The organism is Maribacter halichondriae, from assembly GCF_027474825.1.
In the GTDB taxonomy this organism is placed as follows: domain Bacteria; phylum Bacteroidota; class Bacteroidia; order Flavobacteriales; family Flavobacteriaceae; genus Meishania; species Meishania halichondriae.
Genome location: NZ_CP107030.1, coordinates 2,167,223 through 2,181,502, shown reverse-complemented (window position 1 = coordinate 2,181,502; position 14,280 = coordinate 2,167,223). Strand labels below are relative to the sequence as shown.

The window sequence follows — 14,280 nt, the reverse complement described above, 5'->3', positions numbered from 1 at the left end:
TCAGAATTTATCACCTAACCCGATTTTTATCCGAAAACAGGGTCTTAACCCCCCAATTCATAACGTTTTATTTACATTCATTGGTAAGATTTACAGTACGTTTGCATGTTTATTTGAACTGAATAATATGGACAATATCTACTTTTTAATGATTATCGCACTAGCCTTTTTAGCTGTTGCGGATTTAGTTGTTGGAGTTAGCAACGATGCCGTGAACTTTTTGAATTCAGCCATCGGATCAAAGGCAATTTCTTTCAAGACTATTATGATCGTTGCAAGTTTAGGAATAGCCCTCGGCGCGATTTTTTCAAGCGGTATGATGGAGGTGGCCAGAAAGGGCATTTTTAACCCGGGCGAGTTCATGTTCGACGAGATTATGTTCATCTTCATGGCGGTGATGATTACCGACATCCTTTTACTCGATTTCTTCAATACCTTAGGTATGCCGACCTCAACAACGGTTTCAATCGTTTTTGAGCTTCTCGGTGCATCAGTAGCAATGGCCTTGATAAAGATCGGCGCCGATGGCGGTAGCTTTGACGATGTGGTAAATTATATCAATACATCAAAAGCGACAGAGATCATTTTCGGGATACTATTATCGGTGGTAGTCGCCTTTTCGGTCGGGGCGTTTGTGCAATGGATATCTAGGTTGCTACTATCCTATAATTTCGAAAAGAAAGCGAATTGGGTAGGTGCGATATTCGGTGGTGCGGCACTTTCGGCAATTACCTATTTTATTTTAATGAAGGGAATTAAAGGTACCGCATTCGCCGAAGAAAGTCTTGATTTTATTGGGGATATGACGATAAAGGATTACCTGGAAGCCAAATGGGCAATACTTATTACCGCCAATTTCATACTATGGTCGATACTTTCCTATCTCTTAATAAATTTTGTAAAGACCAATATTTACAAGTTTATTATCGGTGTAGGTACGTTTGCACTTGCGCTCGCATTCGCAGGAAACGACCTCGTCAACTTTATCGGGGTACCCATTGCGGCTTGGCAATCGTACGAAGCTTGGGAGGCTTCCGGTGTAGCTGCCACAGAATTCAGCATGAACGTATTGTCTTCTAAAGTACCGACCCCGACCCTATTACTTTTTTTCTCGGGAATGGTCATGGTAGCTACGTTGTGGTTATCCAAAAAAGCGCGATATGTTGCCGATACCGAAATCAACCTGGCCCGTGAGGGGGAAGCTAAGGAGCGGTTTCAACCTAATTTTCTTTCTAGGGGTATTGTACGTTTCGCGACAAGCATTTCACAGGTGAGCTCATCACTTCTTCCGAAATCCACACAAGAAAAAATCGATGCCCAGTTTAAAAAACCTGTCATATCCCTGGCAAGGGACAAAAAGTACGAAGTGCCCGCATTTGATATGGTACGTGCCGCGGTAAACCTTATGGTGGCCGGTATTTTAATTTCGATTGCTACGTCGTACAAACTTCCCTTATCCACCACCTATGTAACGTTTATGGTAGCCATGGGAACCTCTTTGGCCGATAGGGCGTGGGGGGCCGAAAGTGCTGTTTATAGGGTTGCAGGCGTACTGAATGTAATCGGTGGATGGTTCGGAACGGCAATAATAGCTTTTATCGCCGCAGGAACCATTCTTGCACTGATCAGTTTTGGCAAAGGTGTAGCTATTGCCATGTTGTTATTTTTTGCAATCCTTTTATTAGTAAGAAACTATATTTCCTATAACAAGAAGTCCAAGGAAATCAGGGCCGAAGACTCGCTCAACAAGGCCGAGAGTTGTTCTATTCAAGGAGTTATTGAAGAAAGTGCGAACAACATTGCCAACGTTCTCAAAAGAAGCAATAAAATTTACTCTAACTCTATTAACGGTCTGGCCAAACAAGATTTGGACTTGTTGAAAAAGAATAAAAAGCAGGGGTCAAAACTTGCAGCTGAAATCGACGAGTTACGTGATCATATATTTTACTTTATTAAGAACCTTGATGAAACCAGTGTAGGGGCCAGTAATTTTTATATTACCGTACTAGGCTATTTGACGGATATTACACAGTCATTGGAATATATTGGCAAAGTAAGTCACAAACACATTAACAACAATCATAAAAAGCTGAAATACAATCAAATAAAAGAACTCCAGGAAATCGACAATACTCTGGAAGAAATCTTCAATCAGACTAAAAAAGCGTTTGACGAACGTTCATTTGAGCAGGTCGGTTCGATTATTGGCCGAAAGCAAGAATTGTTCGACATGGTTTCGCAAAAAATCGAAAAACAAGTTGCCCGAACCAGAACTGAAGAATCAAGTCCTAAAAATACAACACTTTATTTCTCACTTTTACTGGAAACCAAAGACCTCATTACAACCACAATCAATTTACTGGAACAATATTATAATGCGCATGACAGTTCGATATTACCGATAAAAATTGAAGGCCCCAAAGAGTAAAGTCAATTACGAAATTCAATAATATTAAGTACCTTGTTCCTTGGCAAAATCAATGTTATGACTAGGTACATTCTTTTTTCTTATTTACTATTGACCTTCACCAAAGGTATTGCACAACAAATTACCGGAGAACAACTTTTGGAAAACGCCATTCAATATCATGACCCCGATGGAAATTGGCAATCGTTCAAGGGTATCCTAGAAGTTACCATGACCACACCCGATGAGAAACGGCGAATCAGTACCATCAAAATCGATTTTCCTCAACGCTTCTTCGAGCTATCGTATTCGCAAGACGGAAATGATATCCTCCAAAGGATTCATAAAAATGATTGTACACTCTCTTTAAATGGAAGCAACTCCATTTCAAATGAAGCTAAAGAAGAATATAGATTAACCTGTGATCGAGCCAAACTTATGAAAGATTACTACACCTATCTCTATGGACTTCCTATGAAATTGAAAAATCCAGGTACGGTTATTTCATCAAAAGTTGAAAGCAAAAAGTTTAAGGGAAAAGAGTATTTGGTTTTGAAAACAAGTTACGAGGAAGCCGTAGGTAAAGACGTCTGGTATTTCTATTTCGACCCGAAAACCTATGCTATGGAAGTCTATCAATTTTTCCATGACGAAGCAAAGAACGACGGCGAATATATTCTTTTGAGCGGTGAGGAGACCGTATCAGGAATAAAGATGCCCAAAACAAGAGCTTGGTATTATAATAAGGATGAAAACTATCTGGGCACCGATGTATTGACCAAAACTTCATCATTGTAAAGATGATTTTTTTGTTTTTCGATGAACGGGTATGCCGTTGGTCGAGGAAACATACCGAGTAGCGAAAAAAATACGTTAGAAGATAGATAACCCAAACCGCATCTATCTATGCCTACGCTTCGTCTTCAATCACAAAAGTCTTTATTTTCACTCACAGCAATATTATTTTTTATCATCTCATGTTCAAAAGACGGGGATGTCGATACTATCGGTCCCGAAGAAATTCCAGTAGATCTTTCCGCCAAAGAAATTGCGCAAAAATTATATAATGATTACTATGTAGCCTCGAAGAGTGCTACAGAGGATAATGCCTGGACCGGTAGCGAAGCGGCCTGTGACCCAGGTTCCGTGCCGCAGTCTACCAAAGAAAAGATATTCACCCGTTTGGCTTATTTTAGAAAAGCTGCGGGACTTCACAACGAAATTACCGAAAATCTTACCAAGAGCGATAAAGCCCAGCGGGCCGCGCTTATGATGCATGCCAATAATACCTTAGATCACTTTCCACCTGAAAGCTGGAAATGCTATTCAACTGAAGGCAAAGACGGTGCCGGAAGTTCATTATTGACCATGTCGAAGAATGCCGAGGCCATCGATTCGTACGTTCGGGATTACGGTGCAAATAATGGTCCGGTAGGCCACAGAAGATGGCTTTTATGGCCACGGCTACAAGAAATCGGAATTGGCAATACCAATGTTTCGAACGCGATTTGGGTATTGGGCAATGCAGGCAACCCACCTACCGACGCACCTGATTTTATTGCATGGCCCCCCGAAGGTTATGTGCCGAACCGAGTTGTTTATCCCAGGTGGTCGTTCTCGATCAAGGATGCCGATTTTACAGCTACTCAAATAAGCATGAAAGATGCGGATGGAAACTCCATTTCTTTGAGCGTAGAAGAATTAGATGATGCTTATGGCGATAGTACTATAGTATGGGTTCCCGAAGGGATAGAATCCAACAATCTAGAGGACATTCCTTATATCGTCACCATAAAAAATGTAAAAATGGGTGATGACCTTAGAGATTTTGAATACCACACCATTCTCTTCGATATCAACGATTAATGGACTTTTTGGTATTCTACAAGCTTGATACTCCAACAACCCGGTATGCTTTTATAAGTTTTTAAAAGATTTTTTACTTTGCTCCGATTTTACTCCCCTAAAAATTATATATTGTTAGGGCATTTAATATATGGAAACCTCCCCCGGAATTAAGCAAAAATTAATTATCGAACATGAACTTGACATCGGCAGGTTCTTGTTTTATACCAACATAGTCGTTGGTGAGTTTTACGAAGGCGTTCATGTGACCAAAGAAAATGCCATCGAACCCATTCAACTGGCGCAACAGATTTATGGTACTACCGAGCCGATTGTTTATGTTTCACACCGCCTAAATTCATACTCAATGGATCCAGTAGGATATGGGGAAGTGGTAAAAATGTTTCCCAATTTTATAGGTTTTGCCATTGTTTCCCAGAACCGATATCGAAGAATGCTCGCTTCCATTGAAAAACTTTTCATTAAAAAGCCAATTGGTGTTTTTCATGACATGGAATCCGCCTTCAATTGGTCCCAAGATCTTCTTGAAAAGTAATCAGTTTATTTTGAATTTCTCGGATTTTGATTTTCAGCAACGTATATCGTATCTTGATATATATATATTTCAAGATGTGACCAATACTCAAAAGACAGTCTGTGAAACCATACAATCAAGGCTTGGGTCTTACTTTTTCGATGAACAATTTACAATCGCCGAAATCAAGTAGGTTGGTCTCTCGATTTTGGCGAGGCCATAACTTGGGCGAAACAAATCATTTTTTTGGAAGCGATATACCCAACTAAATAATTGAACACTATGAACATTACAAGAAAATTTCTTTTTGCATTCCTTTTACTTGCCATTTCGGGTATATCAGTTATTGCGCAGGACAGTCTACTATTAAAAGATTTCGACCCTGTCTCCATCTATAATATTACTAAGACAACTGTAGACAAAGCAAAATTTCCTGTTATTGATGTACACACGCATCCTGACCCGAAATCAAAGGAAGAAATCGAGGAGTGGGTACGCACCATGGACCGAATGGGGATCAAAAAATCACTGGTGCTGACCTATTCCACGGGAAAGCGATTTGACAGTATTTACAATCTATATTCAAACTATGGTGACCGTTTCGAGGTGTGGTGCGGTTTCGATTATACCGGATATAACGAACCTGGCTGGAGTAAAAAAGCGGTCAAGGAACTGGAACGGTGTTTTGAAGCCGGTGCCAAAGGGGTCGGTGAATTGGGCGATAAAGGGGAAGGCCTTTTTTATTCAAAACCTTCACCGCCAGCCAAGGGAATGCATATCGATGATGAACGCATGCAACCCTTGTTAAAACGATGCGGAGAACTCGGCATGCCTGTAACCGTTCACGTGGCCGATCCATATTGGATGTATTTGCCCATGGACAAACACAATGACGGGCTCATGAACGCTTACCAATGGAAAATAGATACCACTAAAAAAGACTTGCTACTGCATAACGAATTGGTTAAAACCTTGGAGAATGCGGTCAGGGAAAATCCAGGTACAACGTTCATCGCTTGTCATTTGGCAAATTGCAGTCATGACCTTGATATTATTGGCGGACTTCTGGACGCCTACCCCAATTTATACGCAGAGATTGGTGCGCGCTACGCGGAATTGGCGCCAATACCAAGAAGGGCAAAAGCATTTTTTGAAAAATATCAAGATCGTTTGCTTTACGGCACTGATATGGGCAATTCCGCCGATATGTACCGAACGACCTTTCGAATTCTTGAAACTGCCGATGAACATTTTTATGATAACGACAGATTTTCATACCATTGGCCCCTGAACGGTTTTGATTTAAGCGCCGATATACTTCGAAAATTGTATCATGAAAATGCCGAGCGTATACTGAAATAAAGAATGAACCGAAAGCACCTTATGCGTTCACTATTGTCTATTTTATTTGTGCTCTTGACAGCAAATGGTCTATGTCAAACCATTACCGACCAAAAGTTTATAGATCTGTCAAATGATTCGTCGTCAGTTTCAATTCCCTTTTACGGCGGACTCAATGGGTATTACGCGTATAGAATTCCTACCATCATAAAAACAAAAACAACATTGGTGGTCTTTGCCGAAGGCAGAAAGAATTCGACCAGTGATTTTGGAGACATCGATTTGGTGTATAGACGGTCGCTTGACAAAGGAAGAACCTGGGAACCACTTCAGGTGCTCCATGACCTTGATACGTTGGCGGTTCAAAATCCGGTTCCAATCTACGTGGCAAAGGAAAATAAAATCGTACTGCTTTTCAATACCACTTCCCTAAGTGAACACGATATCTTGAACAAAGAGTACGGTCTCAAAAATGAACGTAAGGCTTTTTTAACAAGTTCTTCGGATGATGGAAAGACCTGGGATATTCCCAAGGATATTACACGTCAGGTGAAAAGAAAGACCTGGCGATGGCATGCGTTGGGCCCGGTACATGGTATTCAGTTACAATATGGACGGTTTGCCGGAAGACTGGTCGCCCCAGTTGCCATAAGCATCGAAAAAGGAAATACCGCCTATTGCATGGCCCTGGTCTACTCAGATGACCAAGGAACTAATTGGAAAATAGGTGCCGTTGATGAAAATATCTCCGATGCCGTTAGGGCAAATGAGACGACTATCTCCGAATTAAATGACGGTAGAATCTATGTCAATACCAGGGATCATAAGGGCGGTTCCGCCGAAAAAAATCGCGGGGAAACCTTAAGCATTGATGGCGGACTAACTTTTGAAAAGCCCATCGTAGAGTCTGACAAATTTCCAAGTCCCATCGTTCAATCGGCACTTTTAAGTTACAATGACCGTGTGTTTTTCTCCACACCCTCGTCCTATGACAAACGTGAGAACTTAATTATCATGGTCAGTCACGACCATACCGAAACATGGCTGCCCTTTTACAAAGTGCATAATGGATTTTCAGCTTATTCTGACATGGTGCAGTTGGATGAAAACACACTCGGTGTCATCTACGAGACCGACGAGTATAAAAAAATAAGGTTTAGGAGTATCGTTTTGGAATGAACTACTTCAAGGCAAATATTTGAGGTATCATCCCGATTCCGAAAATTCAGGACGGAACCTATAAAATAAATTCCTTCCGGATTCTCGGAACCAAAAATGTAAAGTACGACGCAAGCATACGGAGATTAAAGACTAAAAAAAGTTTGCTACCTATAAAAGTTCATCTCGTCCATATACTTCCAAACGGCATCGGGCAGCATGGGCCGTATATTTTTACCCGCCTTATGTTGTTTTCTGATAAAAGTGGAAGATAGTTCCATGATGGGCGCTTCTATCATCTTGATTTTTGGATGATCCTTGAATCGATGCTCGATTTTCCCATTCGATATCCTTGGATATACATAGATATCGTGATGTTCTAAAATAACCTCATAGTTCTTCCATTTATGAAATCCCTTTAAGTTGTCTTCTCCCATGATGAGAGAAAATGCATATCCCGAATCGTGGCTTTCCATTAAATGCGCTAATGTATTTACGGTATAGTTCGGTTGTGGCAAATCGAATTCAATCTTGCTTGGTTTTAACTTGGGATACTCCTTTGTGGCCTCGTACACCATCTGATAGCGGTGGTGGTCATCCAAAAGTGTTTTTTTTACTTTGAAGGGACTTTGAGGTGTTACCATGAACCAAACTTCATCCAAACCCGAGAACTCTACCATGTAGTTCGCCAATACCATATGACCTACGTGAATAGGGTTGAATGTACCAAAGTAAAGCCCTATCTTTTTCACGCTCACTCTTTTTTTGGCTCTTGTTGATAGGCTTGTCACTTATAAAATCCTTTACCAATTGATGGGCTTCCTTTAACGCGATGTCGAGATCATAGTTTTTGATAATTGTATCGAACTGGGGCGCTGTCGCCAATTCTATGGAAGCCTTCGCAATACGCATATTGATTTTGTCATCACTTTCGGTACTTCTTTTTTCAGACGTATTTTCAGTTCGTCTACACTCGGCGGTTTTACAAAAACAGCCAGTGTTTCCTTGGGAAATTTTTTCTTTATCCGAAGCCCTCCTGCAACATCGATATCAAAGATGACATTTTTGCCCTCGGCCCAAAGTCTTTCTACCTCGTTCTTTAGCGTTCCGTAGAAATTATCGCGGTATACCTCTTCCCATTCCAAAAAATCATCGTTCTTGATGTGTTTTTTGAACTCGCTTACGGTCATAAAATAATAATGTTCTCCGTTTTTTTCTTTTCCGCGCCTCGGTCTTGATGTTGCCGATACCGAAAATGCTAGATTCAAATCTGGTTGCTCCAACAAATGCCTCACTATGGTCGTTTTACCACTTCCGGAAGGTGCCGAAAAAATTATTAATTTACCACCTTTCATTATAACACGTTCAGCATCTGTTCCTTAATTTTTTCGAGCTCATCCTTCATTTGAACAACGATTTGTTGCATAGGCGCATAGTTCGCTTTTGAGCCAATAGTATTGATTTCACGACCTATTTCCTGTGTTATAAAACCTAGCTTTTTACCATTGGAATCGTCTGATTTCAAGGTCTTTGCAAAGTAATCAAGGTGATTGGCCAATCGCACTTTTTCTTCGGTAATATCATATTTTTCCAAATAATAGATCAATTCTTGTTCAAACCGATTTGCATCGACTTCCGCCTTGATATCGTTCACGGCCTTTTCGAGACGTTCTCGAATTGTAGAGGTTCTATCGGGATCCATTTCGAGTACCTTGGCTAGTAAATCTTCTAAATTGTTAATCCTTTCCAAAAAATCATTTTCAAGAACAATTCCCTCCTCAGAACGAAATATATTGATTTCGCGCAATGCTTCCTTCAAGACCGTTTGTATGGTTCTATACTCCTCTTCGTCCAGATCTTCACGTTCGGTCTTCAAGGAATCGGGAAGACGCAAGGCCATATCCAACAATCGAATATCATCGCCATCGGCAATCGACCTGAGTTGCTTCATGTATTGCCGAACAACACCTTCGTTAACCTGTGCAGAGGTTTCATCTCCCGTCAATTCAACGTAGAGACCAAAATCGATTTTTCCCCTGACCAAAGAACTGGCGATCTCTTTTCGAAGTTCAAGTTCTTTTTCGCGATAGGCCGAGGGCATTCGAGCATTGAGATCCAAGCTTTTGCTGTTCAATGATTTCAGTTCAACGGTAATCTTTTTAGTCGGAAGCTGAACAACATGCTTCCCGAATCCGGTCATGGATTGGATCATAAAATCTTATTTATTCGATTGCGGTTTTAGGTATTTCTCCTTCATTTACATCCTCATGACCATCGAGGTAACCCATATAGGCGACCAATGCTAAAATTATGATGAGCAGTATAATCCAGTAACTTTTTTTCTTGTTAGCCATTTCAACAATCAATGATATTCTTTGTTTTTTGAAACCAAAAAACCAATAATGATTTCTAGCTCAGGCCTTACAGTTCCCTGACCCAAATATTACGGTAACTCACACGGCTGTCGTCACCATGATCCTGCAACATAATGGGCCCTTTGCCATGTGCGGGATTCTTCGGCCAGCCGATATATGGCGTTGTACCCTTTATCTCGGTATGGTCTTGAATCAAAACACCGTTATGAAGCACGGTTACCGTTGCAGATTTTATTTTTCCACCCTGAGCATTAAATTCGGGCATATGATAAATGATATCGTACGTATTCCATTCTCCAGAAGGCACCGAGGCCATGGCCAAAGGCGGACCTTGTTTATAAATCGAGCCTACCTGTCCATTTACGTATGTTGGGTTATCGTTATTGTCCAAAACCTGTATTTCATAGATCCCGCTTATAAACACACCACTGTTTCCACGGTTTTGACCTTCCCTTCTAACTTCCGCGGGCGACTTCCACTCGATATGCAATTGCATGTCTCCAAATTCCTGTTTGGTCTGAATGTTTCCGGTCTTGTCGGCAACGGTCATGCTTCCGTTTTTGTTCAAATGCCATGGTGCCAAGGAAACACTGTCTTTCGAGCTTACCCAGGCATCTAGGTCACTTCCATCGAAAAGTACGATGGCATCACTTGGGGGAGCTCCATTCTTGCCTGGTTTCACTTCTGGTACCTTTGGTTCGTAATATTCGGTCGCCTCTGGCTCGGTGGGTTCCGGCTGTGAATATTCCTCGTACGTGATTACGTTGTCTTTCGGGGCCTCAGCTTCTTGCGCTACTTCGGAAGCATCTTGTTTGGGTGCTTCTTTACATGAAAAGGCAACTAATGCGATTGCCAGAAAATATAGTTTTTTCATTATATAGTTTTTAGTGGTTGAACGGTATGTCAAATAACATTCCTCTATTAAAGTTTCTTGATCTTGATATTTCGAAAGGTTACCACATCGCCATGGTCTTGAAGCGCGATTTTTCCTGACTTGAATGTTCCAAAGCCTTCCCAATTTTCGAATTTTGAACCTTTTAACCTGGCAGCAAGTTCATCTCCGCCAACGGGAAAAGTGGCAACTTCTACCCCGTTCAAAACGGAACTACCGCTGTTTGTAGTATGATCAACGGTGATGATGGCGGTGTTCCACTCCCCGATAGGTTTGGTGACATCTTCCGACGGTTCCACCAAATCATACAATGCTCCTGCTTGATGCGTTGTGCCATTTTTGGCATCGGGATGTTTTTCATTGTCCAAGACCTGTATTTCCAGACCGGTATGATAGGGCTCCTTAAATTTTTCATCTTCGCTAACGCCCCAAAGAATGCCACTGTTTCCTGCCTCGGTGATTTTCCATTCCAAAGAAAGTACGAAACTTGAATAGTCATCCTTTGTGACTAGATTAAAGGATTTGTTCTTCCCATCTTCGCCCTTTCGTTCCTCCGCAGTCGGCGGATGAAATACAATGGCCCCATCTTCTTCTTGCCAATATTTTGGAACTTCCCCTCCTCGAAAGGCTTCCCAATGATCTAACGAAAGCGCTGTCCATTCATCATCGGTGTTCATTACCTCGGTATTTGCTTCGGTCATCGCAGCATCTTCCTCCATCGGAGCTTCCTTTGTTTTTTCCTTACAGCCCAAAAATGCCACTGCCAAAACAATTGTGAAAAGTAATTTTTTCATTCGTTATTATTTGTGGTTTATGTTCCTAATATCTTTTTCAACATTTCTTTATCTACTGCAGAACCCGCAAAATCATCGAATGTTTTTTCAGTGGCCTCAATGATATGGTCTTGAATAAAAATTGCTCCTTCGCGAGCGCCTTGTTCAGGGCTTTTAATACAGCATTCCCATTCCATTACGGCCCAAACATCACAGCCATACTGGGTCAGTTTTGAGAAAATCGTCTTGAAATCGATTTGCCCATCGCCCAACGAACGATATCTACCGGCGCGATTTCCCCAATCGTTATAGCCACCAAAAGCACCCTTTTTGCCTGTCGGATTGAATTCTGAATCCTTCACATGGAACGATTTTATGAATTCGTGATAGTGGTCTATGTATTCGATATAATCCAACTGTTGCAATACAAAATGACTTGGATCGTAAAGAATGTTCACTCTTTTATGATTTCCGGTAGCCTCTAAAAAACGTTCGAAGGTATCGCCATCGTGAAGGTCTTCCCCAGGGTGGATCTCATAACAGACATCTACACCTTCTTCATCGAAATGGTTCAAAATGGGCATCCAACGTTTGGCCAATTCCTCAAAACCCATTTCTACCAGCCCGGCAGGCCGTTGCGGCCATGGATGCCAAGTATGCCAAAGCAACGCACCCGAAAAAGTCGCATGGGCGGTTATGCCCAATCTTCGACTCGCGGTCGCCGCTTTTTTCACGACATCTACCGCCCATTCCGTTCTCGCTTTCGGGTTTCCTTTTACGCTATCGGGTGCAAACCCATCGAACATCAAATCGTAGGCGGGGTGAACCGCGACCAATTGCCCTTGTAAATGCGTTGAAAGTTCAGTAATCTCCAAACCATATGAATTTACCTTCCCTTTGAGCTCATCGCAATAGGTTTGACTTTCGGCCGCCTTGTCCAAATCAATTAAGAAACTTTCCCAAGTGGGAATCTGAATTCCCTTATATCCTAAATCGGAGGCCCATTTACACATCCCGTCCAACGTATTGAAAGGTGCTTTGTTATCAACGAATTGTGCTAAAAATACGGCGGGTCCTTTTATTGTTTTCATCAAAATAGTTTATCGAGTTATTGAAATTGGGGGATATAATCAGTTTTAAGAATTATATCCTATATTTAATCGGTTAATATGGGATTACCTTTGTTTAAAAGTCAAGTCATAAATATAGCAAAAGGATCAGAATTAAAACAAAAAATAAGGAATGAATCAAGAAGAGCAATATGATGCCATTGTGGTAGGAACGGGAATCAGTGGCGGTTGGGCGGCAAAAGAGTTGTGTGAGAACGGATTAAAAACCTTGGTGCTTGATCGAGGCCCTATGGTAAAACATGTGCAAGACTATCCTACCATGAACGACGACCCTTGGGATTATCCACTAAAAGGCGAGCTTTCTACGGAAGACAAAAAGAATTACCATATACAAAATCGTGTGGGCTGGGCGCCCAAGGAAGACGTAAAACACTTCTTTGTCAACGACCTTGAGCATCCTTATGTCGAAACAAAACGATTCGATTGGATCCGTGGATATCAGGTCGGCGGGCGATCCCTTACTTGGGGAAGACAGAGCTATCGTTGGAGCGATATTGATTTTGAAGCGAATAAAAAAGAGGGGGTCGGAATCGATTGGCCCGTTCGTTATACCGATATTTCACCTTGGTACGATAAAGTCGAAGAATACATCGGTGTCAGTGGTCAGACCTTGGGACTTACACAACTACCAGATGGTAAATTTCAGCCTCCGATGAAGTTGAATTGTGTTGAGGCACAGTTTCAAAAAGCAGTGGAAGAAAAGTTTGATGATGGACGATTGATTACGATTGGTCGTACCGCCCATATTACCGACCCTGAGGCAACCTTTGAAGGCCGAGGCGTGTGCCAGAACCGTAACCGATGTTGGAGAGGATGCCCTTTCGGAGGCTATTTTAGCAGTAACTCATCAACATTGCCCGCTGCCGAAAGAACGGGCAACATGACATTGCGACCAAATTCAATAGTGCATGAAGTTATATACGATGACGCAACAAAAAAGGCTACGGGTGTCAGGGTAATCGATTCAGAAACCAACGAGAAATTGGAATTCGGCGCAAAAGTAATTTTCCTTTGTGCTTCGGCGATGGCTTCGGTCGGAATCTTATTACAATCGAAATCGGAACGTTTTCCAAACGGACTTGGAAATGATTCCGATGCCTTGGGAAGAGGCATTATGGACCACCATTACAAATTGGGGGCCAGAGCCAAAGTTGATGGGCACCTCGATAAATATTATAAAGGAAGAAGGGCCAACGGATTTTACATTCCAAGATTTGTCAATCTCGATGAGAAGACAAAACGGGAAGGATATCTTCGAGGTTTCGGCTACCAAGGTACTGCCAGTCGAGGAGATTGGTCCGAAGCCGTGGCCGAAATGAGCTATGGAAAAAATCTTAAAGAGCAAATCCTCAAACCGGGCCACTGGGAAATCGGGGTTACTGGTTTTGGTGAATTTTTACCCTATGATGACAATAGAGTGACACTAAGTGCCACCGAAAAAGACAAATGGGGATTGCCCCAACTCGATTTCGATGTAGAATTCAAAGAAAATGAATATCGCATGCGCGAGGATATCAAAAAGGAAATCGTCGCCATGTTCAAAGCCTCGGGCTTTAAAGATGTCGAGCCATATGAAGAATCTTCCGGCCCGGGATTGGGCATTCACGAAATGGGTGGCGCGAGAATGGGGCATAGTCCGAAGACCTCGATTTTGAACAGAAACAACCAAGTACATAGTGTACCCAATGTATACGTTACCGATGGTGCTTTTATGACATCATCAAGTTGTGTGAATCCGTCGTTGACCTATATGGCATTTACCGCACGGGCGGCGAACCATGCTGCCGACCAATTCAAAGCAGGAAAATTTTCGTAAGATAACCA

13 protein-coding genes and 1 pseudogene are annotated in these 14,280 nt (G+C 41.9%); 7 read left to right on the top strand and 7 right to left on the bottom strand.

Features of this window, described 5'->3' with window-relative positions; genetic code table 11:
* The first annotated feature begins 127 nt into the window (after positions 1-127).
* The 6 genes from N8A86_RS09915 (at position 128) to N8A86_RS09890 (ending at position 7,307) form a co-directional block, all read left to right on the top strand.
* Complete coding sequence (locus N8A86_RS09915; protein WP_273568924.1) at positions 128-2,428, top strand: inorganic phosphate transporter; 2,301 nt, start codon at positions 128-130, stop codon at positions 2,426-2,428.
* A gap of 57 nt (positions 2,429-2,485) precedes the next feature.
* A complete protein-coding gene (locus tag N8A86_RS09910; RefSeq protein WP_273568923.1) occupies positions 2,486-3,205 on the top strand; it encodes a DUF6503 family protein in 720 nt (239 codons plus the stop codon).
* A gap of 108 nt (positions 3,206-3,313) precedes the next feature.
* Positions 3,314-4,273: a CAP domain-containing protein gene (locus N8A86_RS09905; RefSeq protein WP_273568922.1), complete on the top strand. Its 960-nt coding sequence runs from the start codon at positions 3,314-3,316 to the stop codon at positions 4,271-4,273.
* A gap of 130 nt (positions 4,274-4,403) precedes the next feature.
* The gene (locus N8A86_RS09900) at positions 4,404-4,808 is read left to right on the top strand and encodes a hypothetical protein (RefSeq protein ID WP_273568921.1); all 405 of its coding nucleotides are present in this window, start codon (positions 4,404-4,406) and stop codon (positions 4,806-4,808) included.
* A 261-nt stretch (positions 4,809-5,069) separates the two neighbouring features.
* A complete protein-coding gene (locus tag N8A86_RS09895) occupies positions 5,070-6,149 on the top strand; it encodes an amidohydrolase family protein (protein WP_273568920.1) in 1,080 nt (359 codons plus the stop codon).
* A 21-nt stretch (positions 6,150-6,170) separates the two neighbouring features.
* Positions 6,171-7,307, top strand: coding sequence for a sialidase family protein (locus N8A86_RS09890; RefSeq protein ID WP_273568919.1), 1,137 nt, complete (start codon positions 6,171-6,173; stop codon positions 7,305-7,307).
* 146 nt (positions 7,308-7,453) lie between these two features.
* Here the strand turns inward: N8A86_RS09890 and nadD are convergent, their stop codons facing one another.
* The 7 genes and pseudogenes from nadD to N8A86_RS09855 form a co-directional block, all read right to left on the bottom strand.
* Positions 7,454-8,038, bottom strand: a complete 585-nt coding sequence (gene nadD / locus N8A86_RS09885; protein ID WP_273568918.1) for a nicotinate (nicotinamide) nucleotide adenylyltransferase — start codon at positions 8,036-8,038, stop codon at positions 7,454-7,456.
* Positions 7,941-8,641, bottom strand: a pseudogene (gene gmk / locus N8A86_RS09880) (guanylate kinase). Before gmk ends, nadD begins: the two are co-directional and overlap by 98 nt.
* Complete coding sequence (locus N8A86_RS09875; protein ID WP_273568917.1) at positions 8,641-9,498, bottom strand: YicC/YloC family endoribonuclease; 858 nt, start codon at positions 9,496-9,498, stop codon at positions 8,641-8,643. Before N8A86_RS09875 ends, gmk begins: the two are co-directional and overlap by 1 nt.
* 10 nt (positions 9,499-9,508) lie before the next feature.
* Complete coding sequence (locus N8A86_RS09870; RefSeq protein WP_273568916.1) at positions 9,509-9,640, bottom strand: hypothetical protein; 132 nt, start codon at positions 9,638-9,640, stop codon at positions 9,509-9,511.
* Between the two features lie 67 nt (positions 9,641-9,707).
* A complete protein-coding gene (locus N8A86_RS09865) occupies positions 9,708-10,535 on the bottom strand; it encodes a 3-keto-disaccharide hydrolase (protein ID WP_273568915.1) in 828 nt (275 codons plus the stop codon).
* Between the two features lie 47 nt (positions 10,536-10,582).
* Positions 10,583-11,347, bottom strand: coding sequence for a 3-keto-disaccharide hydrolase (locus N8A86_RS09860; protein WP_273568914.1), 765 nt, complete (start codon positions 11,345-11,347; stop codon positions 10,583-10,585).
* Positions 11,348-11,364: 17 nt separating this feature from the next.
* Entirely contained in the window at positions 11,365-12,417 is a 1,053-nt protein-coding gene (locus N8A86_RS09855) for a sugar phosphate isomerase/epimerase family protein (RefSeq protein ID WP_273568913.1), read from the bottom strand.
* 151 nt (positions 12,418-12,568) lie between these two features.
* Here N8A86_RS09855 and N8A86_RS09850 point away from each other — a divergent pair, with 151 nt between their 5' ends.
* Complete coding sequence (locus N8A86_RS09850; RefSeq protein WP_273568912.1) at positions 12,569-14,272, top strand: GMC oxidoreductase; 1,704 nt, start codon at positions 12,569-12,571, stop codon at positions 14,270-14,272.
* Positions 14,273-14,280: the final 8 nt, after the last annotated feature.

Bases quoted from the DNA above. Each gene is read 5' to 3' on its own strand.
- N8A86_RS09870 (WP_273568916.1), bottom strand. From the start codon at position 9,640: ATGGCTAACAAGAAAAAAAGTTACTGGATTATACTGCTCATCATAATT.
- N8A86_RS09865 (WP_273568915.1), bottom strand. From the start codon at position 10,535: ATGAAAAAACTATATTTTCTGGCAATCGCATTAGTTGCCTTTTCATGT.
- N8A86_RS09855 (WP_273568913.1), bottom strand. From the start codon at position 12,417: ATGAAAACAATAAAAGGACCCGCCGTATTTTTAGCACAATTCGTTGAT.
- N8A86_RS09875 (WP_273568917.1), bottom strand. From the start codon at position 9,498: ATGATCCAATCCATGACCGGATTCGGGAAGCATGTTGTTCAGCTTCCG.
- N8A86_RS09850 (WP_273568912.1), top strand. From the start codon at position 12,569: ATGAATCAAGAAGAGCAATATGATGCCATTGTGGTAGGAACGGGAATC.
- N8A86_RS09895 (WP_273568920.1), top strand. From the start codon at position 5,070: ATGAACATTACAAGAAAATTTCTTTTTGCATTCCTTTTACTTGCCATT.
- N8A86_RS09860 (WP_273568914.1), bottom strand. From the start codon at position 11,347: ATGAAAAAATTACTTTTCACAATTGTTTTGGCAGTGGCATTTTTGGGC.
- N8A86_RS09890 (WP_273568919.1), top strand. From the start codon at position 6,171: ATGCGTTCACTATTGTCTATTTTATTTGTGCTCTTGACAGCAAATGGT.
- N8A86_RS09910 (WP_273568923.1), top strand. From the start codon at position 2,486: ATGACTAGGTACATTCTTTTTTCTTATTTACTATTGACCTTCACCAAA.
- N8A86_RS09915 (WP_273568924.1), top strand. From the start codon at position 128: ATGGACAATATCTACTTTTTAATGATTATCGCACTAGCCTTTTTAGCT.
- N8A86_RS09905 (WP_273568922.1), top strand. From the start codon at position 3,314: ATGCCTACGCTTCGTCTTCAATCACAAAAGTCTTTATTTTCACTCACA.
- N8A86_RS09900 (WP_273568921.1), top strand. From the start codon at position 4,404: ATGGAAACCTCCCCCGGAATTAAGCAAAAATTAATTATCGAACATGAA.